This window comes from Burkholderia sp. GbtcB21, assembly GCF_019091065.1.
In the GTDB taxonomy this organism is placed as follows: domain Bacteria; phylum Pseudomonadota; class Gammaproteobacteria; order Burkholderiales; family Burkholderiaceae; genus Burkholderia; species Burkholderia pyrrocinia_C.
In genome coordinates, this window is record NZ_JAGXKA010000003.1 from 326,382 (window position 1) to 350,343 (window position 23,962).

Below are 23,962 nucleotides of genomic sequence, written 5' to 3' on the forward strand. Positions count from 1 at the left end.
GGCCTGACGTGCAAAGGGAAAGGGAGACAGACATGAATGAGCACCATGACAGCGACACGAGGCTGACCGAGCAGGTTGTCGCCAGCTTCGAAGGCACGCCGAACCCGCGCTTGCGCGTGCTGATGCAGAGCCTCGTGCGGCATCTTCATGCGTTCGTACGCGAGACGGAACTGACGGAAGCCGAGTGGATGGCGGCGATCCGCTTCCTGACCGAGACGGGGCAGATGTGCGACGACGTGGTGCGCCAGGAGTTCATCCTGTTGTCGGACACGTTGGGCGTTTCGATGCTCGTCGATGCGATCAACCATCGCTTCGCAACCGGCGCAACGGAGACGACGGTATTCGGCCCGTTCTACATCAAGGGGATGCCCGAGCGTGCATATGGCGAGAACATGGCGCTCACGCCGGGCGCACCGGTCGTCGTGCATGGGCGCGTGCTGACCACCGACGGTGTTCCGGTGAAGGACGCCGTGCTCGACGTATGGCAGACCGCGGAAAACGGCATGTATTCCGGGCAGGACACGGCGCAGCCGCACGGCAACCTGCGCGGCCGCTACCGGACCGATGCCGAAGGCCGTTATGCGATCACGACGATTCTGCCGGTCAGCTATCCCATTCCGACCGACGGCCCGGTCGGGAAGATGCTCGACGCCACCGGCCGCCATCCGTGGCGGCCCGCGCATCTGCACTTCATGATCGACGCGCCGGGCTTCCGTACGCTCGTTACGCATCTTTTCGACGAGGACGACCCGTACCTGAAGTCGGATGCCGTCTTCGGCGTGAAGCCGTCGTTGATGGTCGCGTATCGTCAGCGTGCCGCGCAGGACGAGCTCGCCCGTCAGTTCGGACTGAACGGCCCATACCGCGAAGCGAAGTACGACTTCGTCCTCGACCGGAGCTGATCGAATGGCTCGATTTTTCGCGGTGTTTGCGACGGACCAGCCCGGTATGCGCGAGGTGCGCGACCGTGTGCGGCCCAGTCATCGGAGCTACCTGCGCGCGGCTTCGCAGCACGGCGTGTATGTGCGGCTCGGCGGCCCGACGCTGGACCCGCAGGGTGACGCGATGAACGGAACGCTGCTCGTCGTGGAGGCCGACGATATTCATGCGGTGATGCAGTTTGTCGGAAACGATCCGTATGTGAAGGAGGGGTTGTTTTCGCGTGTGGAAGTGCGTCCTTGGGACTGGAGCCTGGGAAACCCCGAGCAGAGAGTGTGAATCATGGACGCAACGCAACTCTGCCGTTTCTCCGACGTGCCTGATGGCGGCGCGCGGGTCGTCGACGAAGCATGCATCGGACGTCCGGTGATTGTGGTGCGGCGTGGCGAGCAGGTGTGGGCGTACGTGAATCGTTGCCCGCATTTCTCGGTGCCGCTCGATTTTGTGCCGGGCAATGTTTCCTGCTACCGGTCGCAGGTATTGATGTGCGCCCATCACAGTGCGCTGTTCCGGTTCGATGACGGTGTGTGTATCGACGGACCTTGCTCGGGTGCGGCGTTGGAAGCCGTGGCTGTCGAGGTGGATTCTGCCGCGTGGGTTATCTGGCGAGGCGCTTGATTCGATTGTCCTGATCGGTACGAGTAGGGCAATCCATTTTCCATGCGGCGATCTTAGAATTTATAAATCAGTAAAACTAATCATATTTTCGGCGTCGTTATATCTGCCGGGATGAAGGCGTTGTTTTACGAAGCGTTGAGCGAGAACCCGCCGCGCAGCGGGTGGCAGACTCGCATTTCCATAAAAAGACGGAGACATGATGAAACTCAGGTTTGGAGCAGTGGCGATTCTTGCCGTAGCGCAGGGCGCATGGGCGCAGAGCAGCGTGACGATGTTCGGTCTTATCGACAGCGGCATCACGTATGTCAGCAACGAGGGCGGCGGAAAGAACGTCAAATTCGACGACGGGATATTCGCGCCCAATCTCTTCGGTCTCCGTGGCACGGAAGATCTCGGTGGCGGGTATCGCGCGACGTTCGCGCTCGTGAATCAGTTCTCGATGGCCAACGGCGCCATCATCGGGTCCGGAATTTTCGGGCGCAATGCCTACGTGGGCCTCGAGAGCGACCGGCTCGGCAGCGTCACGCTGGGCAATCAGTACGACTTCATGGTGGATTCCCTCTTTTCCAAGGGGAATGCGATTGCGAGGGACATCTCGGGGCTGTACGGTTTCAGGAATGGCCCGTTCCAGCGTCTCGCGCTGCCGGGCAATCCGACCGGTGCGTTCGATTGGGATCGCACGGCAGGCAGCAAGCCGATCGCGAATTCGGTCAAATACACGGCGCCGACGGTTGCGGGGGTGTCTGGGGGCGTGATGTATGCGTTCGGCGGGGTGGCCGGCTCGATCGGCGCGGACAATGCCGTCAGCGCCGGGCTGAACTATGAGGTGGGGGCTTTCGGTGTGGGTGCGGCCTATACGAATGAGAAGTACGGCCCGGCGCCCGGCGTGCCGTCGACCACCGTGCGCAACTGGGGCGTCGGGATGCATTACGACTTTGGCGTCGTTACCGCGAGTGCGCTGGTGACCACCGTGCGGAATTCGTTCAACGATGCCGCGGTGTGGATGGCCGAAGGCGGTGGGGTGTGGCGCGTCAGGCCGGATGTCGTGCTGGGGGCGAAATACATGTACATGAAGGGTAATGAAGCAGTGAACAACAACCATGCTCATCAGCTCAGCGTGGCGCTTCAATACCTGTTGTCGAAACGGACGATGGTTTATGTGTCGGCTGATTATCAGCGGGCGAATAGTGGTGCAAATGCGCAGGTTAATGGCGTGCTGGATCCGAATGGGGCGTCGAGTTCGGCTAGTCAGGCGGTGGCGCGGGTGGGGTTGCATACGATATTTTGATTGGGGGTGCGGCGGCGGGCGGAACTTGCGTCAAGGTCCGCCCGGCACCGGACTAGTCGCGCGGCGACATGCCGACATGCGCGCCGCCGCTCTCGTCCGGTCGGTTGTTGTCGCCCGGACAACACCGTAGTGTGCCCGTTGACCTGCTGCCGGGCCGACAATGAGCCTACGATAAGGTGCGCCGGCCATCGGTGAATTTCAAACAGGGGATGCGTGGCCGGTGATTCCGCCCTATAGTGCTCGTCGTTGACCGATCGGCAAGAAAATCAGGAGTTCGCCGTGTTTCACCGGAAATCCAAGTTGGGTCGTTCGAACTTCGTGTGCGTCGTCGCCCTGACGATGATGCTGGCGCCAGTCGCGGCGCATGCAGAGGCGGAGGCTATCGACGGCACGACGCGCATCGCGCCCGTTGTCAATCACGACACGTCACCCGCACGACCGATCGTCGGCGACGACCCGGTTGCAATTCGGGATGCCCTGAAGAAGCAGCACATCAGCACCATCCCACCTTCGTTGAGCGCCCGGGTTCGCGGCCTGGTCTCCGGCGCTGCCGACCGGCATCACCCGAATCCCGACCTGGCGGCCGTCGATCTGGATCGTGACGTGACGTTCGTGGTGCCGGTGCGGTACGGGCTGAGGTACCGGTCACAGCGGCACCTATTGACGCTGGATGTCGACCTGTTCGACGTAGAGCGCGACGACCGGACGGGCATCCTGCTCAAAAAGGTCACGACGGGGCCGCGAGGGCGAGGGCTCGTGATTGCACCCGAAGCGAAGGCAAAAGGGTACATCCAGCAGGTCGACATCATCGAACTCGAGTCCGGGAAAGGCAAAATGACCACGGTTCGTAGCCGCATGCGGCTTTCGCCCGCCGTGTACGCCCAAACGCATGGCGACTTCGCACTCGTTTTTTCCGGGCGCCTGGTTCGGCCTTACCTGACCGAAAAAATCGAGCATGTCGATCCGAGCATTGACGAGCCGACGGACATTACGACCAGGATCTCCAGGTTGCACATGGAGATCAATGGCATCTGGCTGGTGAGTCCGTCGAGCGGTGTCGTGCTGTCGAGGAAACTGCGTCTGTCGAAGTAGCGTTTTTCCTGTACGAGGCGCCGATCCTCTGCACGAGTGCGTGCGACCGCGGTGTAGTCGGCGTCCGGTCGGAACAATACAGCCGTGCGCGAAATGCACCAATGTTCCGGTATGTCGATGTCGAGGGGGCGTTGCGTCGCTGAGCTGCATGGATGTGGACCACGCCCACCCGAGGCCTTTCCCGCTGCGGCGGAAGTTGTACGGTCGTTATGCGACCGCCGCAAGCTGCGTGACAAGCTAAATCTTCGCGTTGCGCAGTCGCAGCGCGTTCGAAATGACCGAAGCGGAGCTTAGACTCATTGCAAGTGCGGCAATCATCGGCGAGAGCAGCAAACCGGTGAATGGATAAAGCACCCCAGCCGCCAGCGGAACGCCAAGTGCGTTGTATACGAACGCGAAGCCAAGATTTTGCTTCATGTTTGCGACCGTCGCCACGGACAGCTCTCGAGCACGGGCGATACCGCGCAAGTCGCCCTTGACAAGCGTCACCTGAGCGCTGCTCATCGCCACATCCGTGCCCGTTCCCATGGCAACGCCGACATCGGCTTTCGCGAGTGCCGGAGCGTCGTTGATGCCGTCTCCAGCCATCGCCACGACATGCCGGGCTTGCTGAAGCTGCGTCACCAGATTGAGCTTGTCGGCGGGCTTCACCTCGCCATGGAATTCGTCGACGCCGAGCTTCTCGGCCACGGCCTTGGCAGTGACCACGCCGTCACCGGTCGCCATCACGACTCGAATACCGTTCTCCTTCAATGTCGAAAGCGCTTCCGGCGTCGTCGCCTTTATCGGGTCAGCGACTGCCAGCAGTCCGGCCAAGCCGCCATCGACTGCCAAGTACATGACACTGGCGCCTTGCGCACGCATGCCGTCCGCCTCCTTGGCAAGCGATTCGACGGAGACGGCGTCAGTCTGCATCAGCGCGGTGTTGCCAAGCGCGAGTTTCCTGCCGGCGACCAGTCCTCGCACGCCAATACCCGTGGCGGATTCAAAATTTTCCGTGCGGTCCAAAATGAGCTTCTTGTCACGGGCAGCCGCAACGATGGCTGCAGCAAGCGGATGCTCACTACCTTGGTCGAGACTCGCCGCCAGACGAAGCACTTCGTCGGTCGTGTATCCGTTTGCGCCCACGGCTTGCTCGAACGCTGGACGTCCCTCAGTCAGCGTCCCCGTCTTGTCGACAATGAGCACATCGACCTTGCGCAGATTTTCAATCGCAGCCGCATCTCGAAAGAGAATCCCGGTCGCGGCTCCTTTGCCGCTTGCGACCATGATGGACATTGGCGTCGCAAGCCCCAGCGCGCAGGGGCACGCGATGATGAGCACTGCCACCGCATTGATGAGGCCGAACACCCAGCTGGGCTCCGGCCCAAAGATGCCCCACACGAAGAACGTCAGAAGAGCGACGCTGACGACCCCGACGACAAACACGCCGGCCACCTTGTCGGCCATACGCTGCATGGGGGCCCGAGACCGCTGCGCCTGCGCGACCATCTGCACGATTTGCGACAGCACGGTCTGCGAGCCGACCTTTTCGGAGCGGATGACGAGACTGCCTGTTGCGTTCATCGTTGCGCCAATGACGTGGTCGCCAACGCGCTTCGTGACGGGTATGGGTTCGCCAGTAATCATGGACTCGTCCAGCGAACTCGAGCCATCGGTCACCACGCCGTCCGTGGGGACTTTCTCGCCCGGCCGCACACGAAGCAGGTCTCCCACATGAACATGGGACAACGGAATGTCTTCCTCGGAACCGTCCGGGTTGATGCGTCGAGCAGTCTTGGGTGCGAGACCCAGTAGTGCCTTGATGGCGGCGGACGTTTGCGAGCGGGCCTTCAGTTCGAGCAACTGCCCGAGAAGCGTCAGCGAAATGATGACTGCCGCCGCTTCGAAATACACGCTGACTCGGCCGTGCGCACTGTACGTTTCTGGAAACACTCCGGGGAAGATGGTGGCAATGACACTGTAGATATAGGCCGCGCCTGTCCCCAGTCCGATGAGCGTCCACATGTTAGGGCTGCGGTTCATGAATGAGCGCACGCACCGCGCGAAAAACGGCAGGCCTGCCCACAGGATGACCGGCGTAGAGATGATGAACTCAACCCAGCTTTCGGTGCCGGCGTCCATCAATTCGAGGCGATGGCCAAACATCGCCAGGACGAAAACGACGACGGTCAGTGGCAACGTCCACCAGAATCGGCGTCGGAAATCGACCAGTTCCGGATTTTCGCCTTCGTCGACGCTGGGCAGAACCGGTTCCAGCGTCATGCCGCACTTCGGGCATTGCCCGGGGTGGTTCTGGCGAATTTCCGGGTGCATCGGGCACGTGTAGATGGTGCCCTCGGATGCTGCTTGTGACAGCTGAACGGTCGAGGGCTCGGCGTATTTGGACGGTGCCGCCTGAAATTTCGCCAAGCATGCCTGGCTGCAGAACAAGTACCACTTGCCGTTGTATTCGCTACGGAATCCTGACTCATCGGATACTTTCATTCCACAGACGGGGTCGTGAAGTGAATCCCGGGTGCGAACATGCTCGCCATACCCCTCATGATGATGAGCATGTGCATCGCGTCCATGCTCAGCGGAATGGACGTGCTTGTCCACCCCATCTGCAGGATGCCCGTCCGGCGACGAGTGCTCCAGAATCCGTTGGCGATTAAGCCTGTCTTCGCCGGGTTGACCGCTCATTTTGACGCTCCTTTGCTCATCCGTTCAGCTCCCATTGGGACTCGTCGCCCTGCGCATTCGATATTGCCGTGATGACGGTGCTACCGCGTGCCGATGTATTGAGCAATAGCGCAGGAGCAACGTTCATTCCGCGCGTTCCCGTTCTACCAGTGACCTCAATCTTCTGATTCCAGAGACCGACACCGGCAACATGCGGTCCGGGAGAGACGTATAGGCATACAGGAATGCGTCAGTTCGGCCCTCAGAGGCGGTTGTGTAACCATGCGAAGAAGGCGCCGGCTGCAAAGAACCAGACCGCAAACACAAAGGCCGGGTAGATAACAAACCACCAGGACAGTGGCTCGCCCGTCTGAAGGCGGCGGAAATCGAGCCCGTGAAAAAGAGCGTTCATGAAGTTCATGAACGGTTCAGGAAGTGCCATCCATACAAGCGTGCATAGGACATAGAAGAGCACAACCGTGACTGAAAGCGTCACGCCAGTCTTGAAGGGCCTCATGGCAGCCTCCTCATCCCGGAAGATTACGATGGAGTTCAGCAGCAGTGCCAGCTATGGGTGAGCCGCCTGAATTCAATGTACTTGGGCCGGGCGTTTTCCAACCAAGTTGGGTACAAAGCGCGGCGTGTGTGCCGCGTATTCACGCCACGCCTCGCCGAACTGCGCGTCCGAATCGCGCTCCTCTTGTATCGCTAGTCGAACGTACATGAAAACTAGAAAAGGGAACATTGCCAAAGTAACGAGCGTGGGCCATTGGAGCAGGAAACCCAGCATGATGACGACGAACCCGACGTACTGAGGGTGTCGGATTTTCGCGTAGGGTCCGGTGGTCGCCAACTCCTTGCCACGCTGAGCTTCATACAGTACGTGCCACGCCGTGGACAGCAAGTAGAAGCCGCCCAATATCAAGAAGAAGCTGAGAAGATGCGGAAGTCCGCCATGCGGGTCGCCGTGCCTGCCAGTCAAAGTCCACCAGAGGTGTCCTGCATCGTGCGATAGAAAATTTGTTTGCGGAAAGCGCGTCTGCAACCAGCCCGATAGCAAATAGATGGTGAGTGGAAACCCATACATTTCCGCGAATAGCGCGACGATGAAGGCGGAGAATCCACCGAACGTTCGCCAGTCCCGCTTTGTCGCCGGCTTGAAGAAGCTGAACGCGAAGATGATGAAGACAAGGGAATTGATAGCTACGAGGCTCCATAGCCCGTAACCGTCACCGATGCTGGTCATGACCGTCTCCCGAATCAGGACGCCCGTCGATCGTTTTCGTCCCATGATGCCCGTGCCCATGGTGCATAAACAGATGCATCAGCGGGCACGAGAGCAACAGCAGATATGGCAACACCCCAAGGAAGTGGGCGCGGTGTTCGGAAAGCAGGAGGAATAGTGCTATTGCAGCGAACGCTACGAGTGCAATGGCTGACCGCGATTTCCAGAACGGCCGAGCGCGATGTGAGTTGTCATCCATGCCTGTCTCCCATCCTGAATCACTTGTTGGCGGCCGCTGGCGCACCAGCGATTGCAACGGCGCTGACCATGCCGAGCGTTGCAATTGCGAGTTTTTGCGGGAATGCCATCTTGTTCTCCACGAGCATAGTTCTCGATAGCCGGTTGAACCCTAAAATCACTCTATGCTGACGCTCCTTCGATGGCTTGACGTGGCTCAACGAATCACGAACCGAATTCTTCATACGTAGCGCGGCCGCGGAGCGAACATGCGACCGGGCGGGTGTATCGGTCCGGACGTGCTCGACAATGCAGCATTGATGTGCATCAACGCTGCGACCGCCCAGCTCCTTACGATAGGCAGTGCACCCGTGAGCGGCAGAATGCCGCGGAATATCGAACAGAGGCGCATCCATGTCGGCAAATTCTGCAGCAATCTCCGCACGGCGCCGTCTGGCCCGCGCACTTCTGACGGCAGCACTGGCGGTGAGCCTGCTTCCTCTCCCTGGGTGCGGCTATAACGCCATCCAGACCGAAGATGAGCAGGTAAAGGCCAGCTGGTCGGAAGTTCTAAATCAGTATCAACGGCGAGCCGACCTTGTTCCCAATCTCGTCAACACGGTGAAGGGGTATGCGAACCAGGAAAAGGAAGTGCTCGTAAGTGTGACGGAGGCCCGGGCACAAGTCGGCTCGATTCGCGCCACGCCCGAACTCATTGGCGACCCGCAGGCGTTCGCAAAATTTGAAGCGGCGCAGGGACAGCTCACGTCGTCTCTGTCACGTCTGCTCGTGGTATCGGAGAACTATCCGCAATTGAAGTCGGATGCGAACTTCCGCGACCTGCAGGCGCAGCTCGAGGGTACGGAAAATCGCATTGCCGTAGCCCGCAATCGATACATTCGCTCCGTCCAGGCGTACAACACGACCATACGTTCGTTCCCGAATAATTTGACTGCAAAGGCATTCGGCTATCTGGAGCGCCCCAACTTCTCGGTGAGCAACGAAGCCGAGATTTCCAAACCGCCGCGGGTCGACTTCGGCTCGACGCCGGCATCTGCAGGCAAGGCCCCCAATTGAACATGTTCCGACTGGCGATGGCCGTCGTCTTAGCCTTCTTTGTCCTGGGGGGAGCCTGCGCCCACGCGGACGTCGTTGTCCCGCCGCTGACATCGAGAGTAACCGATGAGACTGGAACCCTGACGAGCGACCAGATGGCCAGCCTTGAGAAGACGTTGAGAGAGTTTGAGGCGAAAAGAGGCGCGCAGATTTCAGTTCTCGTTGTTCCGACCACGGAGCCCGAAACCATCGAACAGTATTCGATGCGAGTCGTCGAGCAATGGAAGCTTGGGCGCAAGAATGTCGACGACGGCGCGCTCCTGATTGTCGCCAAAAACGACCGAACGCTTCGAATTGAGGTCGGATACGGCCTCGAAGGCGTGCTCACCGACGCGACGAGCAATCGCATCATCAACGAGGCGATAGTTCCGCGGTTCCGAAACGGGGATTTCTACGGCGGCATCACTGCCGGCCTCGACGGCATGATGCGAGTCACTAGCGGCGAACAGTTGCCTCCGCCGCGGCGACAACGCGGGACAGGCGATGGCGCCGGACGGTTACTTCCCGTCCTCTTCCTCCTGACGGTCATGGCCGGCGGCCTTCTGCGCGCCATGCTTGGGAGACTGCCGGGGGCGGCCGTTACAGGCGGAGTCGTTGGGGTACTCGCATGGGTTTTGTCGGGGGCGCTTTTTGTCGCCATCGCGGCAGGACTGATGGCGCTGCTCTTCACGTTGCTGGGGGGCGGGATGGGAGCAGCTGGCGGGCGCTTCATTGGCGGCAGCGGCGGTAGTTCCGGCCGCGATTCAAATCGCGACATCTTTCGCGGAGGCGGCGGAGGCTTCGGCGGCGGTGGCGCATCGGGACGGTGGTGAGCATGGACCTGAAACGCCTCTTCCGGCATCTTTTCACGACCCATTGGCGGGTCAACAGCGCATTTTCACGGCGGGAGCTTATCGCTATTGAAGAGGCTGTACGTACCAGTCATCGCGCGCACGTGGGTCAAGTCAGGTTTGCTGTAGAGGGTGCGCTGCACATCCGCGCCTTGCTGAAGGGCACATCTGCGAGGGACCGTGCCATCGAGGTTTTCTCGGACCTCCGGGTTTGGGACACGGAGCACAACAACGGCATTCTTATCTATCTGCTTCTTGCGGACCGTGACGTCGAAATTGTTGCGGACCGAGGCATACACGCCAAGGTGGATGGCCGCGAATGGGAGGCGATTTGCCAGGCCATGGAGGCTCATTTCCGGCAAGGCGATTATCGGTCCGGTGTTCTGCGAGGTATCGAGCAAGTTACCGAGCTGTTGCAAAAACACTTTCCGCTTCATGGTCCGCGGCTCGATGATCTTTCGAGCTCGCCCGTTGTGATATGAGTTCCGAAGCTTGACATCGGTCCGTTTCTCGAGCGGAAATTCTGGCTGACGCGAGTCGTAATTCGATGATACGAATCTAGGTAATGAGTGGTGCTATCGTCACTTACGTGATGCCATGCAGCCTCGATTTGCAATACCACGGAATCTCCATCAAGCCCGCGAATTACCTCCCGGACCGGGAGGAACTCGCCCGGGAGCGTCGCGAGCGGAACGCCCTGGCAGCTCGTGGATGTCATCACTCCACAGTCACCGATTTAGCCAAATTCCTAGGCTTATCAATATCCGTCCCCCGCGCCAATGCAGCGTGATACGCCAGCAATTGCATCGGCACCGTATGCAGAATCGGCGAAAGCGGCCCGTAGTACTCATTGAGCCGAATCACCTCGATCCCATCACTCGGCACCAGCCCGCAATCCACATCCGCAAAGACAAAAAGCCGCCCGTTCCGCGCACTGACCTCATGCATGTTCGACCTGAGCTTCTCGAGCAGCATGTCATTCGGCGCAACCGCGATCACCGGCATCTCGTTACTAACGAGCGCAAGCGGCCCATGCTTCAACTCACCCGCCGGATAAGCCTCCGCGTGAATATAAGAAATCTCCTTCATCTTCAACGCACCCTCGAGCGCGATCGGGTAATGCATCCCGCGCCCGAGAAACAGCATGTTGTCGCGTCGCGCGAGCAGTTCCGACCACGCCATGATCTGCGGCTCCAGCGCGAGCACCTTCGACATCGCGTCGGGCAGGTGCCGTAGCGCACGCAGATGCTCCTTCTCTTCTTCATCACTCAACCGCCCGCGCACCTGAGCAAGCGACAACGTGAGCAGGAACAACGCAACCAGCTGCGTCGTAAAAGCCTTCGTCGAAGCCACTCCGATCTCGATCCCCGCACGCGTCACGAACTGCAGCGCACATTCACGCATCAACGCGCTCGTCGCGACGTTGCAGATCGCGAGCGTATGCATCATCCCGCTCTGCTTCGCAACATGCACGGCACCGAGCACATCGGCCGTCTCGCCGCTCTGCGACACCGCGACAACCAGCGTGCGCGGATTCGGCACGCTGTCGCGATAGCGAAACTCGCTGGCAATTTCAACGCTGGCCGGCAGCTTCGCGATGCTCTCGATCCAGTACTTCGCGGTCAGCGCCGCGTGATAGCTGCCGCCGCACGCGAGCAGCAGCACCGAATCGACTTGGTTGAACACGCGCCACGCACCGTCACCGAACAGCTCGGGCATGATCGACGCAACGTCGAGCAGCGTATCGGCCACCGCCTGCGGCTGTTCGAAGATCTCCTTCTGCATGTAGTAGCGGTACGACCCGAGGTCGGCGGCGCCGCTATGCGCGGCGACCCGCTGCACCGCGCGCTCGACGCGCTGGCCGGCCGCATCGACGATCCAGTAGCGATGCAGCTGGATATCCGCGACGTCGCCGTTCTCCAGATACGCGATGCGATCGGTGATGCCCGACAGCGCGATCGCATCGGACGCCAGGAAATTCTCGCCTTCGCCGACGCCGACCACGAGCGGCATCCCGTCGCGCGCGCCGACGATCCGGTGCGGCTCGTCGCGGCACATCACCGCGATCGCGTAGCTGCCGCGCAGTCGCGCGACCGCGCGCCGCACCGCGTCGAACAGGTCGCCGTCGTACAGATGGTCGATCAGGTGCGCGATCGCCTCGCTGTCGGTCTGGCTCGCGAACACGTAGCCGTGCGCCTGCAATTCCGCGCGCAACTGGTCGCAGTTCTCGATGATCCCGTTGTGCGACAGCGCGATGCGCGCGTTGGCGTCGCTCGGCGAGAAGTGCGGATGCGCGTTGAGCGTGACGGGTGCGCCATGCGTGGCCCAGCGCGTATGCGCGATGCCGGTGTAGCCCGACAGCGCATGCTCGGCGATCTCGCGCTGCAGGTTGGCCACGCGATCGACGCTGCGGGCACGCGCCAGCGCACGGTCACGGTAGACCACGACGCCGCACGAGTCGTAGCCGCGGTATTCGAGCCGCTTCAGGCCGTCGACAAGGTTCGGCAGGATGTCCCGCTGGGCGACCGCCCCGACAATTCCACACATATCGCGCTCCGTAAATGTCCTGTCTGGATCAGTGAGAGCGATGGTAGAGGCGGTAGAATGGAATTAAATTTCAAAATATCGATATAAATGAAACGAGACGTAGATCGTCTATCATGTTGAAATTAAATTTCACATCCTGACCGGAAGGAGCCGCCGATGGCCGGCATCACCCTCGACGATCTCGACCTGCGCATCCTCGCGATCCTGCAGGACGACGCGTCGGTGTCGAACCTGCAACTGGCCGAGCGCGCGCTGTCGTCGCCGCCGACCTGCATGCGCCGCGTGCGCCGGCTGACGGAAGCGGGTGTGATTCGCCGGCAGGTTGCGGTGCTCGATCCGGTCGCGATCGGCACGGCCGTCACGGCGCTGATCGAGATCAGTCTCGACCGGCAGACGGCCGAAGACTACGACGCGTTCGAGGCGTACGTGTGCGCGGAGCCGGCCGTCACGCAGTGCTACCGCGTGTCGCCGGGGCCCGATTTCGTGGTGGTGGCGGATCTGGCCGACGTCGCCGAGTACGACGAATTCGCGCGGAGGCTGTTCACCGGCGCATCGAACGTCCGCAACGTGCGGACATTCTTCTCGACGCATCGCGCGAAATTCGAGGCGAACGCGCGGGTCACGCATGCGATGCGCAAACGCGCGTGATCGCGTCGCATCACGCAGTGGCCGCGTCCGCCAATTGCAGCGGCTTGCCGTACCCGAAGCAATGCGCCGGTTCGGGAAACACGCGCTGCCGCACGTCGTGCGCGTACTGACGGATCGCGTCGCGCATCACCGCATTCGCGTCGGCGTAACGCTTCACGAAGCGCGGCGTGTATGCATCGAATGCGCCGATCATGTCCTCGGTCACGAGCACTTGTCCGTCGCACGCGGGCGATGCGCCGATGCCGATCGTCGGGATCGTCAGCGTTTCGGTCAGGTGGCGCGCGAGCGCTTCGGCGGTGCCTTCGATGACGACGCTGAACGCGCCGGCCCGCTCGGCCGCACACGCTGCGTCGAACACCTGCGCGGCCGAACGCGGGTCCATGCCCTGCGCGCGGAAGCCGCCCGTCGCGTTGGCCTGCTGCGGCATCAGGCCGACGTGCGCCATCACCGGAATGCCGCGCTCGGTCAGGAAGCGGATGGTGTCGGCCATCTCGCTGCCGCCTTCGAGCTTCACGGCCTGCGCGCCGGTTTCGGCGAGCAGCCGCGCGGCGGAGCGATAGGCCTGCGCGGGCGATTCCTGGTAGGTCGAGAACGGCAGGTCGACGACGACGCACGCCTGTGCGGCGCCGCGCACGACGGCCGCGCCGTGTGCAATCATCATGTCGAGCGTGACGCGCAACGTATCGGGCATCCCGTACAGCACCATGCCGACGGAGTCGCCGACGATGATCACGTCGGCCACGTCGTCGACGAGCTTCGCCATCGGCGCGGAATACGCGGTCAGCGACACGAGGCTGCCGATGCCTTTGGTCGAACGGATCGCGGTGACGGTCTTGCGGGTGGTGCGGGTATGAGCGCTCATGTTCGGAAGCCGTGTGAAAGAAGAGCCGTGACGGTAGCATCGCGCTCGTTCGTGCAATGACCTTCGGAGGACGTCTTATGTTGCTGGCGGGACAATCGGGTGACCCTTACGCGGCGCCGCCGATGGCGCGCCTGCCGAGGCCGCTGTACGTGCGTGCGTTCGGGATTCCCGGCAACGTGAGTGTCGACGCGCACAGTCATCCGTGGGCCCAGCTGATGTATGCGACGAGCGGCGTGCTCGAGGTGTCGACGCCGTCGGGCCGGCAGCTGCTGCCGCCGCACTACGCGATGTGGATTCCGCCGCACGTGCCGCATGCGGTGACGACGCGCGAGTGCGTCGCGTTCCACAGCCTGTATCTCGACGAAGCGATCGCACGCAGCGATGCGAACGACGATTGCACGATCCTCTGCATGACGCCGCTGCTGCGCGAGCTGGTGATTGCCACGGCCGAATTGCCGGTGAACTACGACGAAGCGGGGCCGGACGGCGCGCTCGTATGCCTGATCGCCGACCGGATCGCACGGATGCGACCTGCGCCGCTGACGGTGCCGCTGCCGCGCGATCCGCGCCTGCTGAAAATCGCGCGCGCGTTGCATGCGCATCCGGGCGATACGCGCAGTCTCGACGAATGGGGCCATCAGGTCGGCGCGACGCGGCGCACGCTGTCGCGGCTGTTCCGGCAGGACACGGGGCTGTCGTTTACCGAATGGCGGCAGGCCGTGCGGCTGCTCGCGTCGCTGCCGCTGCTCGATGCCGGCGAGCCGATCGGCGCGGTGGCCGCGCAACTGGGCTACGACTCGACTTCGTCGTTCATCGCGCTGTTCCAGGCGAAATTCCGCGTGACGCCCGGTGCGTATGCGAAGCGTGAAGCGCGCAGGCCGGTATTGAACGCGTGATACGGCTACGCGTGCCGCGCGCCGTCACTCAGAACGCGAGCGCTGTCTGCACCGGATGATGTGCGCCACGCTCGAACCCGGCACCTTCTAGCGACAGCAGCGCGCGCTTGCGGTCGATGCCGCCCGCATAACCGGTCAGGCTGCCCGACGCGCCGACCACGCGATGGCACGGCACCATGATCGACACCGGGTTGCGGCCGACCGCACCGCCCACGGCGCGCGCGGCGCTCATCGGCAACCCGACGCGTTCGGTGATGTCGCCATACGACACGAGCTCGCCGAACGGAATCGCGAGCAGTTCCTTCCATACACGCCGTTGAAACGTCGTGCCGCGCAGGTGGATCGGCACCGAGAACGTTTCGCGCATGCCGGTGAAGTATTCGGCGATTTCTTCCGCGACCTTGCGCGCGATCGGCGAAGTGACGAGCGCGTTTGCTTCCTGCGCGATCGAAAGCGACGGAAAGTATTTCTGGCCGACGAAGAACAGGCCCGTCAGCGCATCGTCCTCGATGCGCACGGCGATGTCGCCGAGCGGGCTCGGAATCAGATGAGCGGGAGTCATCGCAATACGTCTCCTTGAAGGCGCCACACATGCAATGCGGCATACGCGCGCCACGGCGCCCAGCGCGCGGCATGCGGCGCGGATGACGACATGCGCGGGCGTTCGGTGGGTTCGCCGCGTTCGGTGCGTGCGGGAAGCAACGCATCGTCGGCCGGGAACGCATTCGGCCAGGCCATCGCACGCATCGCGACGTACTGCACCGCGCGTTCGTCGAAGCCGGCCATCTCGCGCAGCGCGGCGAGCGTCGCGTCGAGCGGCGCCATCGGTTCGAGTGCGAGCATGCCGTCTGCGACCGCGCGTGCGAGCGACACGATCGCCTGTGCCGTTTCGCGCGCAAGGCCGAGCGCTTCGAGCGCCGCCGGTGGCAGGGCGGCCAGCGTCGCCGAGGAAGGCAGTGCGTGCGTCAGCCCCGGCAGCGCGCCTTCTACCTTAGTGCCGAAGCGTTCGGCGATGCGCGCGAGCACCGCACCCGCATGCGCTGCCGCGAGCCGTTCGCCCGCGATCGCGCGAAGGGCGATTTCGAGGCCGTCGAACGCGCCGGGCACGCGCAGGCCGGGCGAGCCGCTCGCGAGTGCGCCGAGATGCGCGTCGATCACGTCGGGGCGGCTGTCGAGATCGAACAGCCGCCGCACGCGCGCGAGCACGGCCGGCACGACCGGCGTCAGCGCGGGCGATACGGTGACGGCCAGCGCGAAGCGCTGCGGCACGTGCGCGACGGATAACCATCCGGTCAGGCGGCCACCATCGTTTCGATTCGGCAATTCGACGACACGCGCATAACCCTGCGCATCGATCCGCTCGACACCGTCGATCTGCCGCTGCGCGAGAAAGCGCATCAGGTCGGCCCACGCGAACGGCGGCCGGTACGGCAGCGGGAATGTCATGTCGCCATCGGCGGACGCGCCGGCCCCTTTGCGAAGCCGCAGCGGATTGAGGCCGTAGCGTTGCCGGAACAGGTCGTTGAAGCGCCGCACGCTGCCGAACCCGGCCGTCGATGCGACGACGGCCACCGGCAGCGCGGTGTCGGTCAGCAGCCGCTTGGCCATCAGCAGCCGGTGCGTCTGCGCGAACTCGACCGGCGATACGCCGAACTGCGCGGCGAAGATCCGGCGCAGATGACGTTCGGTCACGCCGACGCGCTGCGCGAGCGCGTCGACGGAATGCGTGTTCAGGAAACCGTCTTCGATCAGCGTGGCGGCCGCATCGGCGAGATTGCCTGAGAGGTCGAGCAAGCCGTGACCGGGCGCGAGCTCGGGGCGGCAGCGCATGCACGGCCGGAAGCCGGCTTTCTCGGCGGCCGCGGCGGTCGGGTAATAGCTGCAGTTCTGCGCTTTCGGCGGCTTCACCGGGCAGACGGGGCGGCAATACACGCCCGTCGTCGCGACGCCGACGAAGAACCAGCCGTCGAAGCGGCGGTTCCGCGAAAGCAGAGCGTCGTAGCAGGTGTCGGGATCGAGGCGCATGAAACGACTGTAAACCATCCCCGTCATCGATTCTGGCTGGAATCGGACATGTGTCTCGGCGTCCGTGCCCCGATTCGTGCGTTGGAAAATCCGGGAAAAACGGTTAATACCACTCTTCGAAACAGTCATCTCTTTTGCCGCGACCAATTTGAGATGACTCATCGAAATCCCCGACTGACAGCGTGCCGGCCGACGCCCTATCCTTTGAAAAACGTTTTCCAGAAGGATTGGCGATCGGCCGTGCGCGACAGCGCGTCATGGCCGTCCGCCCCGGCGCCGGTCGCCGGTCAACGAATATCGTGCGGCGCGACGGGCGCGGCCGCGCATCGGAGACATTCATGCAATCTGCCGTCGTCGGCACGGTGCGCGCCGTCGCCAGCCGCTACCGCTGGACCGTCTGTGCGCTGCTGTTTTTCGCGACCGTCATCAACTACATGGATCGGCAGATCCTCGGCCTGCTCGCGCCGATGCTCCAGCACGACATCGGCTGGAGCCAGGTGCAGTACGGCCGCATAGTGATGGCGTTTTCCGCGTTCTATGCGCTCGGGTTGCTCGGCTTCGGGCGCATCGTCGACTGGCTCGGCACGCGCGTGTCGTATGCGGTGGCGATGCTGGTATGGAGCATCGCCGCGATGCTGCACGCGGCGGTCGGCTCGGTCATGGGCTTCGCATTCGTGCGTGCGCTGCTCGGGATCGGCGAGGGCGGCAACTTCCCGGCCGCGATCAAGACGACGGCCGAGTGGTTCCCGCGCCGCGAACGCGCGCTCGCCACCGGCATCTTCAATTCGGGCGCGAACATCGGCGCGGTGTTCGCGCCGGCGATCATCCCGGCGATCGCGGTGGCCTACGGCTGGCGCGCGGCGTTCGTGATCATCGGCGCGATCGGCATCGTGTGGCTCGCGGTGTGGCTCGTGCTCTATCGCCAGGCCGACACGCGCGCGCTCGCCGCGGAATACGACGAGCCGCGCGACGAAGCCGAAGCGATGGATGCAGCGAACGCGGACGCCGGAGCGCCGCGCTGGGGCGAACTGATCCGCAAACGCGAGACGTGGGCGTTCCTGGTCGGCAAGTTCCTGACCGATCCGGTGTGGTGGTTCTACCTGTTCTGGCTGCCGAAGTGGCTCAACGAGTCGCGCGGGATGGACATGCAGCACATCGGCCTGCCGCTCGTCTGCATCTACGCGCTGACGACGGTCGGCAGCATCGGCGGCGGCTGGCTGTCGTCGATGCTGCTGCGCGCGGGCTGGAGCGTGAACCGCGCGCGCAAGACGGCGATGCTGATCTGCGCGTGCTGCGTGCTGCCGATCGCGTTCGTGTCGCAGGTGCAAAGCCTGTGGATCGCAGTACTGATCGTCGGTCTCGCCGCCGCCGCGCACCAGGGCTGGTCGGCGAACCTGTTCACGACGGCCTCCGACCTGTTCCCGCGCCGCGCGGTCGCGTCGGTGGTCGGCATCGGCGGGATGGCCGGGTCGATCGGCGGCGTGCTGTTCTCGGAAGTGATCGGCCAGGTGCTGCAGCGCACGGGCCACTACTGGGTGCTGTTCGCGATCGGCGCGCTCGCGTACCTGCTCGCGCTGGCGGTCATGCATGTGCTTACGCCGAAGATGAAGCCGGCGAAACTCGACGCTTGATTGCAGGCCGGAAAACGAACGCGCCGCTTAGTGCGGCGCGTTTTCGTTTTGAGGCGCGCAGCAGGCGACTCAACCGGCCGCTGCCGTCGACGCGCGCATGATCAGCCGCGGCTCGAACGTCGAATAACTCGCATCGGTGCGCCCCGCGAGCGCGTCGATCAGCTTCTGCATCGCGAGCTCACCCATGTTCTCGCTCTGGATGTCGACGGTGGTCAGCGCGGGCGCCGCGTATTCGCCATACGGCACGTTGTCGATGCCTGCGACGGAGACATCCTGCGGCAGCCGGAAGCCGAGCGACGCGGCTTCCTTCATGAAACCGAGCGCGATCAGGTCGTTGTAGCAGATCACGGCCTGCGGGCGCTGCGGCCCGAGCATCACGCGCGAGCACGCGCGTTCGCCGGCTTCGGCCGTCGGCGCGTGCGCGTCGTGCACGTCGAGCGTGAGCCCCGCTTCGGCGAGACAGTCGCGCGCGCCCTGGATCCGCTCGTCGTTCACGCGTGCGGTGCCGAAGCCGAGATACGCGATGCGCGTGTGCCCGAGATTGAGCAGGTGGCGCGCGAGCATGTAGGTCGACAGCCGGTTGTCGATGCCGACGCTCGGAATCGGCAGGCCGGGGCTGCGGCGCAGCAGCACGAGCGGCTTGTTCAGATCGAGCATCCAGCCGGCTTCGTCGTCGGGCATCCGCGTGCTGACGATCAGCCCGTCGACGCGCTGCGCGAGCGCCTCGATCAGCGAGCGTTCGCGTGCCTGGTTCTCCTCGGTATCGACGAGCAGCAGCGTGTAGTCGTGCTGCAGCGCGATCCGGTTCGCGCCCTTGACCACGTTCGTGAAGTGCGGGTTGCTGATGTCGAGGATCACGAGGCCGATCGTGCGCGTGCGCCCGGTGATCATCGAACGCGCGAGCGGGTTCGAACGGTAGCCGAGCCGCTCGATCGCCTCCTTGAGCCGCGCTTCGACCGCCGGCGAGAAGCGCTGCGTGCCGTTCACGTATTTCGATACCGTCGCGACCGACACGCCGGCTTCCGCGGCCACGTCGCGGATCGTCGGGGAAACTTTTTTCATCGGCAGGGTAACGTTTTCGTTCGATAACGCCGGATTGTGGCAGAAAAAGCCGGCATGCGGCCACGCGTCGATATCGGGAAAGTGCGGATGGCTGCGGACGGGTTCGACCATTGACGTTCGGTCGCGCTCCCGCGTATAGTTGGAAAACGTTTTCCGATTCGAGGTAAAAACCGGATCGGAGTCCAGGTCAGATTCAAGGAGAAGGAGATTCGATGAACGCCTCATCCACCGGCGCGCGCAAACCGTTCGGGCGCCTGTTGCTGACGGGCGCGGCCGGCAACCTCGGCCGCCAGTTGCGCGGCGCACTCGCGCAATGGGCCGACGTCGTGCGCGTCAGCGACATCGCGGCGCTCGGCGACGCGGCCGCGCATGAAGAAACCCGTGTCGTCGACCTGGCCGACCGGCCGGCGGTGATGCAGCTCGTCGACGGCGTGGACGCGATCGTCCATCTCGGCGGCATTTCGGTCGACGCGCCGTTCGACGATCTCGTCGGCGCGAACATCACCGGCACGTACAACCTGTACGAAGCCGCGCGCAAGCACGGCGTGAAGCGCGTCGTGTTCGCGAGCTCGAACCATGCGATCGGGTTCCATCCGGTCACCGAAGTGCTCGACGCCGATTCGCCGCTGCGCCCCGACAGCCTGTACGGCGTGACGAAATGCTTCGGCGAATCGCTGTCGCGCTACTACTTCGACCGCTTCGGGATCGAGACGGTGTGCCTGCGCATCGGCTCGTCGTTCGAGGTGCCGAAGAACCCGCGCATGCTGGTGACGTTCCTCAGCTATCGCGACTTCATCGAGCTCGTGCGCTGCTCGCTGCTGACGAACCGCGTCGGGCACGCGATCGTTTACGGCGCGTCGGACAACCCGGTGAAATGGTGGGACAACACGAAGGCCGGTTTCCTCGGCTTTCGCCCGCGCGACAGCTCCGAGCAGTTCGCGGGGCTGTTCCCGGTCGCGGCGCCGACCGCCGACTACGACGATCCGGCGCAGCGGTTCCAGGGCGGCGGCTTCGTCGTCGGCGAGCCGATGGAGCGGAAGGCTTCGTAAGCGTCGCCGGCGTCGTGATTCAGCGCAGGATGTCGGTCGCCTTGTGCCGTTCATCGACGCCGTCGATCAGGATCAGCGGGCCGCTCGCGTGCCGTGCGCGCAGCGGCTGGATCTGCCGGTACGCATCCGATTCGTACCATGCGCGCGCCGTACCGAGATCGGGAAATGCGATCGCGATCAGGTCGCCGCGCCACACGCCTTCGCGTACCTCCGGCCGTGCGCCGTGAATGACGAACCGGCCGTCGAACGGCGCGAGCGTGCCGTCGATGCGCTCGAGGTATTCGACGATGTCGTCGCACATGTCGACGTCGTGCAGGTGGGCGATGGCGTAGGCGGTCATGGCGGGCTCCTTGGCGTGACGCGGTTCGTCGGTCGATGGAGCCATGATCGCGGCGCGGGCGGCGCGCGTCGATTACCTGCGACGTAAGCGAATCCGCGCAGCGGCGCGCAAGCGTGCCGACCTGTACACCGCTCGCATGGCGCGACGGCATTCACGCGTACGTGTCGATGTCCAGCCCACTCTGAACCGGTGAAGGCTGTCGAGCAACGAGTTTCCGGAAGCTTGTTCACGGAACGCTGAACTCGTAGTTCATTCAGCTTTGAACGATCAATGGTGCGGTTCACTTTAGTCTGAACTTTCCGTGGCGAGAACCCACGCGCTGCCAACGTCAGAAATAGCACGGCAGGCCGCTGTCGACCCTGAACTGCCCTTCGAATCGACCGTAAGCGGTCATCCATCGACCGATCGCTAGCGCCGGGTGCTGCGATACGTGACGACCCCGTGGAACCCGACCTCCGCAAGGTCAATCACCAGTTGCTTGGCCGACGCTACGTCCTTAGTCTCGATCACGGTCTCACGCGCCGCAAGGCATCGATCGACTGAATGCTTTGCCTCCGCGAGACCCATGTGTGAATGCTGGCGAATCAACCGCGTCGCTTGAACCTTATTCGCCCCGGCCAACCATCGCGTTAGACGAATCTGAGACTCTTCATATCCGTTAGGATCTCCGCACGCACGGTAGGCTTGGATGGACTCGGTAATTGGCCTGTGATAGCTGACGGAAATGGCCCGGCCATCGTCCCGGCTGACAAACAATGGTGCATTTCCCGCTAGGCTATCCCGAACGTCACCTGTCTCAAGGAAACGCGATGATTGATAGTAGAAGACCCAGCCGACATCGAACTCACGGGTTGCCGCATCGATGATGGTAATCCCGACCGCCCCGGCCAAAGAGGAGAGGGTGCGGCGGGCCTGTTGCATCGCTTGTTCAAGCGTCCAACTCATGTCGAGGCCATTTAGATCAGTTGGGAGTTTGCAAGTGTAGCAGTGACTATTTTCGCCTTGATTGTCGGCGATTCAGATCATTGTGCCGAGTGGCTACTCATGGCCGATTACCGCCCGACGCGGTCAGCACATGCTGCCATGACCAGACCTTCGCCCAGTTCGAAAGGAAATGCAAAGCGTCGAGGAGCATCCTGCTTCCACTCCGTCAAAGCCCGTAGCGCTTCGCTGCTAACCGAAAGTCGCCGCTATCAGGTGCCGTTCAGAGTATGCAATCAAGGCGAATATGATCAGCCCTGTCACGATCCCTGCAACGCGCCCGGTCGTGACATTCGTCGATTTGGCCACGATATCGCCGGCATTGCGCCGTTCTTTAAGGCGATTCATGGCGTAAAGCACGGCAGCCAATGCCGCCGCCCGGACAATTGCACTCTGAATAGTCATATATCCCCCGGCTGATCTATTTGATCTAGTGTGTCGTCGATAGATGGTTATCAGGCGACGGCGAACCATTTTGTTGGTATGCGCCTTTGAGATGCTCGCGAGGGCAATTGTGGACGATTTGAGTCACGGTGTCGAACGACCGTTCATGGCTGCGGATTCAACCCGTCGATGCAACGAATTGATGAAAGCGCTCAGCCGGTGTATCGAAGTCTAGCGTCTTCCGAGGACGCTCATTGAGCCGCTTGGCAACAGCGTTGAGCGTGGCCTGTGAATAGGCCGAGAGGTCGATCCCCTTTGGGAAATACTGTCTGAGGAGCCCATTTGTGTTCTCGTTCGAGCCCCGTTGCCAAGGGCTCTGCGGATCACAAAAATAGACCTTGATGTCGGTGGCCACGGTGAAACGCGTGTGATCGGCCATCTCCTTGCCTCGATCCCAGGTCAGTGATTTGTATAGTTCGTGAGGAAGCTTGCCGGCGTGTCGGATCAATGCGTTGATGACCGTTTCCGTATCCTTACTGGCAACCTTCACCAGCATCACGAAGCGGCTCTGACGCTCGACAAGAGTGGCAATCTGGCTGTTCGCGCTGCCGAACAGCAGATCGCCTTCCCAGTGGCCCGGTATCGCACGATCATCAACGGTCGCGGGACGTTCACTAATCGGGACGGTGTCGCAGATTCTGCCGTGGTCGTCGGTCTTCATCGTGTGATGACGCGAACGACGCATAGCTCGCGAGCGCCGTAAATGCTCGAGCAATTCCTTTTTGAGTGCACCGCGAGCTTGTATATAGAGGCTGCGGTATATGGTTTCGTGCGACACCTGATAGTCCCTGTTGACCGCATACACGTGCTTAAGCCAACCGGCGATCTGCTCAGGTGACCACTGCAGCCTGAGCTTGCTTGCCACGACCTGGGCGAGCTCCCGGTTCCTGACGAGCTTGCAGACTTGGGGGCGCCGGGCTCGCTCCCACGCAAGTTCGTCAGCATCGTTCGCCCGATAACCCTGTATGCCGCCGTTCCGCTTGAGCTCGCGGCTAATGGTGGACGGAGCACGTGCGAGCCGAATCGCAATCGCGCGAATCGAATCGCCAGCAACCACTGAGCGCGAGATCTCCTCCCGCTCGGCAAGGGTTAGTGCCAAGCTCGAACGGTGCCGTTGCTTTGGCTGTATGCCCCCCCGTTTCGGCCAGAATCCCTTGTACCGAGGAATGGTTCCGATCAAACAACTGGGCGATCTGCTGCAGCGACTCGCCCTTGCGCCAGCGCTCCCACATTAGCGCTTTCTGGCTGTCTGTATAGTAGATCCGCCGTCTCTGTTTCATTGCAACACTCCTCGCTGCTATGCAGCCTCAAGTGTGTTGCATCGACGGGTTGAATCCGCAGCCGAACGCGGCCGGCCACCGCCCTACAACGCGCGACCGGCGCAGATCGACCCATCTCCGCCATAGGCAGCGTCAGTATCACAGTCTGCAGTTCGCTCCCCAAACAGCCACCCAACTCTCACGGGCGC

General features: G+C 62.6%; 25 protein-coding genes and 1 pseudogene. 12 read left to right on the forward strand and 14 right to left on the reverse strand.

Annotation, left to right across the window (positions count from 1 at the left end):
- Positions 1–32: 32 nt before the first annotated feature.
- The 5 genes from KVT39_RS09465 to KVT39_RS09485 all read left to right on the forward strand — a co-directional run bounded on the left by KVT39_RS09465 (position 33) and on the right by KVT39_RS09485 (position 3,937).
- Positions 33–902 carry an intradiol ring-cleavage dioxygenase gene (locus tag KVT39_RS09465; RefSeq protein ID WP_217588762.1) on the forward strand — a complete coding sequence of 290 codons (870 nt, stop codon included), beginning with the start codon at positions 33–35 and terminating at the stop codon, positions 900–902.
- 4 nt (positions 903–906) lie between these two features.
- Entirely contained in the window at positions 907–1,218 is a 312-nt protein-coding gene (locus tag KVT39_RS09470; RefSeq protein ID WP_034181951.1) for a YciI family protein, read from the forward strand.
- A gap of 3 nt (positions 1,219–1,221) precedes the next feature.
- Positions 1,222–1,557 (forward strand): Rieske 2Fe-2S domain-containing protein, encoded by a 336-nt coding sequence (locus KVT39_RS09475; RefSeq protein ID WP_217588765.1) that lies wholly within the window; start codon positions 1,222–1,224, stop codon positions 1,555–1,557.
- A 199-nt stretch (positions 1,558–1,756) separates the two neighbouring features.
- Positions 1,757–2,845, forward strand: a complete 1,089-nt coding sequence (locus KVT39_RS09480; RefSeq protein WP_217588766.1) for a porin — start codon at positions 1,757–1,759, stop codon at positions 2,843–2,845.
- 279 nt (positions 2,846–3,124) lie between these two features.
- A complete protein-coding gene (locus tag KVT39_RS09485; RefSeq protein WP_217588767.1) occupies positions 3,125–3,937 on the forward strand; it encodes a hypothetical protein in 813 nt (270 codons plus the stop codon).
- Between the two features lie 237 nt (positions 3,938–4,174).
- Here KVT39_RS09485 and KVT39_RS09490 read toward each other — a convergent pair whose 3' ends face one another.
- From KVT39_RS09490 to KVT39_RS09510, 5 genes are all read right to left on the reverse strand, one after another.
- Positions 4,175–6,622, reverse strand: a complete 2,448-nt coding sequence (locus KVT39_RS09490; RefSeq protein ID WP_306795570.1) for a heavy metal translocating P-type ATPase — start codon at positions 6,620–6,622, stop codon at positions 4,175–4,177.
- Between the two features lie 241 nt (positions 6,623–6,863).
- Entirely contained in the window at positions 6,864–7,118 is a 255-nt protein-coding gene (locus KVT39_RS09495; protein WP_105393332.1) for a DUF5676 family membrane protein, read from the reverse strand.
- 72 nt (positions 7,119–7,190) lie between these two features.
- Positions 7,191–7,847, reverse strand: coding sequence for an isoprenylcysteine carboxylmethyltransferase family protein (locus tag KVT39_RS09500; protein ID WP_217588768.1), 657 nt, complete (start codon positions 7,845–7,847; stop codon positions 7,191–7,193).
- Positions 7,831–8,085, reverse strand: coding sequence for a DUF2933 domain-containing protein (locus KVT39_RS09505; RefSeq protein WP_175746716.1), 255 nt, complete (start codon positions 8,083–8,085; stop codon positions 7,831–7,833). The genes KVT39_RS09500 and KVT39_RS09505 overlap by 17 nt, the downstream gene beginning before the upstream one ends.
- 19 nt (positions 8,086–8,104) lie before the next feature.
- Positions 8,105–8,479 (reverse strand): hypothetical protein, encoded by a 375-nt coding sequence (locus KVT39_RS09510; RefSeq protein WP_217588769.1) that lies wholly within the window; start codon positions 8,477–8,479, stop codon positions 8,105–8,107.
- Between KVT39_RS09510 and KVT39_RS09515 the strand changes: the two genes are divergently transcribed.
- Genes KVT39_RS09515 through KVT39_RS09525 form a run of 3 tightly spaced genes read left to right on the forward strand, consistent with a single transcriptional unit; the run spans position 8,478 to position 10,491 of the window.
- Positions 8,478–9,140: a LemA family protein gene (locus tag KVT39_RS09515; RefSeq protein WP_034181955.1), complete on the forward strand. Its 663-nt coding sequence runs from the start codon at positions 8,478–8,480 to the stop codon at positions 9,138–9,140. The genes KVT39_RS09510 and KVT39_RS09515 overlap by 2 nt on opposite strands.
- A gap of 17 nt (positions 9,141–9,157) precedes the next feature.
- Positions 9,158–9,991 carry a YgcG family protein gene (locus KVT39_RS09520; RefSeq protein WP_217588987.1) on the forward strand — a complete coding sequence of 278 codons (834 nt, stop codon included), beginning with the start codon at positions 9,158–9,160 and terminating at the stop codon, positions 9,989–9,991.
- Between the two features lie 2 nt (positions 9,992–9,993).
- Positions 9,994–10,491, forward strand: a complete 498-nt coding sequence (locus KVT39_RS09525; RefSeq protein ID WP_152865529.1) for a TPM domain-containing protein — start codon at positions 9,994–9,996, stop codon at positions 10,489–10,491.
- Between the two features lie 235 nt (positions 10,492–10,726).
- On the opposite strand, the gene glmS is transcribed toward KVT39_RS09525, so the two are convergent.
- Entirely contained in the window at positions 10,727–12,556 is a 1,830-nt protein-coding gene (gene glmS, locus KVT39_RS09530) for a glutamine--fructose-6-phosphate transaminase (isomerizing) (RefSeq protein WP_217588770.1), read from the reverse strand.
- Between the two features lie 156 nt (positions 12,557–12,712).
- Here glmS and KVT39_RS09535 point away from each other — a divergent pair, with 156 nt between their 5' ends.
- Positions 12,713–13,204, forward strand: a complete 492-nt coding sequence (locus tag KVT39_RS09535; protein ID WP_021160045.1) for an Lrp/AsnC family transcriptional regulator — start codon at positions 12,713–12,715, stop codon at positions 13,202–13,204.
- 10 nt (positions 13,205–13,214) lie between these two features.
- Here the strand turns inward: KVT39_RS09535 and panB are convergent, their stop codons facing one another.
- On the reverse strand, positions 13,215–14,066 hold the full coding sequence (gene panB, locus KVT39_RS09540) for a 3-methyl-2-oxobutanoate hydroxymethyltransferase (RefSeq protein WP_105393339.1): 852 nt from the start codon (positions 14,064–14,066) through the stop codon (positions 13,215–13,217).
- 77 nt (positions 14,067–14,143) lie between these two features.
- On the opposite strand from panB, the gene KVT39_RS09545 reads away from it, so the two are divergent.
- The gene (locus KVT39_RS09545; protein ID WP_217588772.1) at positions 14,144–14,962 is read left to right on the forward strand and encodes a helix-turn-helix domain-containing protein; all 819 of its coding nucleotides are present in this window, start codon (positions 14,144–14,146) and stop codon (positions 14,960–14,962) included.
- 28 nt (positions 14,963–14,990) lie between these two features.
- Here KVT39_RS09545 and KVT39_RS09550 read toward each other — a convergent pair whose 3' ends face one another.
- Entirely contained in the window at positions 14,991–15,524 is a 534-nt protein-coding gene (locus KVT39_RS09550; protein ID WP_072438421.1) for a methylated-DNA--[protein]-cysteine S-methyltransferase, read from the reverse strand.
- Positions 15,521–17,005, reverse strand: a complete 1,485-nt coding sequence (locus KVT39_RS09555; protein WP_175747033.1) for a DNA-3-methyladenine glycosylase 2 family protein — start codon at positions 17,003–17,005, stop codon at positions 15,521–15,523. Before KVT39_RS09555 ends, KVT39_RS09550 begins: the two co-directional genes overlap by 4 nt.
- A gap of 320 nt (positions 17,006–17,325) precedes the next feature.
- Here KVT39_RS09555 and KVT39_RS09560 point away from each other — a divergent pair, with 320 nt between their 5' ends.
- Complete coding sequence (locus KVT39_RS09560) at positions 17,326–18,618, forward strand: MFS transporter (RefSeq protein WP_034182209.1); 1,293 nt, start codon at positions 17,326–17,328, stop codon at positions 18,616–18,618.
- A gap of 69 nt (positions 18,619–18,687) precedes the next feature.
- On the opposite strand, the gene KVT39_RS09565 is transcribed toward KVT39_RS09560, so the two are convergent.
- On the reverse strand, positions 18,688–19,791 hold the full coding sequence (locus KVT39_RS09565; RefSeq protein WP_217588774.1) for a LacI family DNA-binding transcriptional regulator: 1,104 nt from the start codon (positions 19,789–19,791) through the stop codon (positions 18,688–18,690).
- A gap of 101 nt (positions 19,792–19,892) precedes the next feature.
- Between KVT39_RS09565 and KVT39_RS09570 the strand changes: the two genes are divergently transcribed.
- Complete coding sequence (locus tag KVT39_RS09570) at positions 19,893–20,729, forward strand: NAD(P)-dependent oxidoreductase (protein ID WP_034181965.1); 837 nt, start codon at positions 19,893–19,895, stop codon at positions 20,727–20,729.
- Between the two features lie 19 nt (positions 20,730–20,748).
- Here the strand turns inward: KVT39_RS09570 and KVT39_RS09575 are convergent, their stop codons facing one another.
- The 4 genes and pseudogenes from KVT39_RS09575 to KVT39_RS09590 form a co-directional block, all read right to left on the reverse strand.
- Complete coding sequence (locus KVT39_RS09575; RefSeq protein WP_217588776.1) at positions 20,749–21,069, reverse strand: DUF1330 domain-containing protein; 321 nt, start codon at positions 21,067–21,069, stop codon at positions 20,749–20,751.
- A gap of 408 nt (positions 21,070–21,477) precedes the next feature.
- A complete protein-coding gene (locus KVT39_RS09580; protein WP_217588778.1) occupies positions 21,478–22,014 on the reverse strand; it encodes a YrhB domain-containing protein in 537 nt (178 codons plus the stop codon).
- A 228-nt stretch (positions 22,015–22,242) separates the two neighbouring features.
- Positions 22,243–22,455, reverse strand: a complete 213-nt coding sequence (locus tag KVT39_RS09585; protein WP_059855597.1) for a hypothetical protein — start codon at positions 22,453–22,455, stop codon at positions 22,243–22,245.
- Between the two features lie 157 nt (positions 22,456–22,612).
- A pseudogene (locus KVT39_RS09590) lies at positions 22,613–23,774 on the reverse strand (IS30 family transposase).
- Positions 23,775–23,962: the final 188 nt, after the last annotated feature.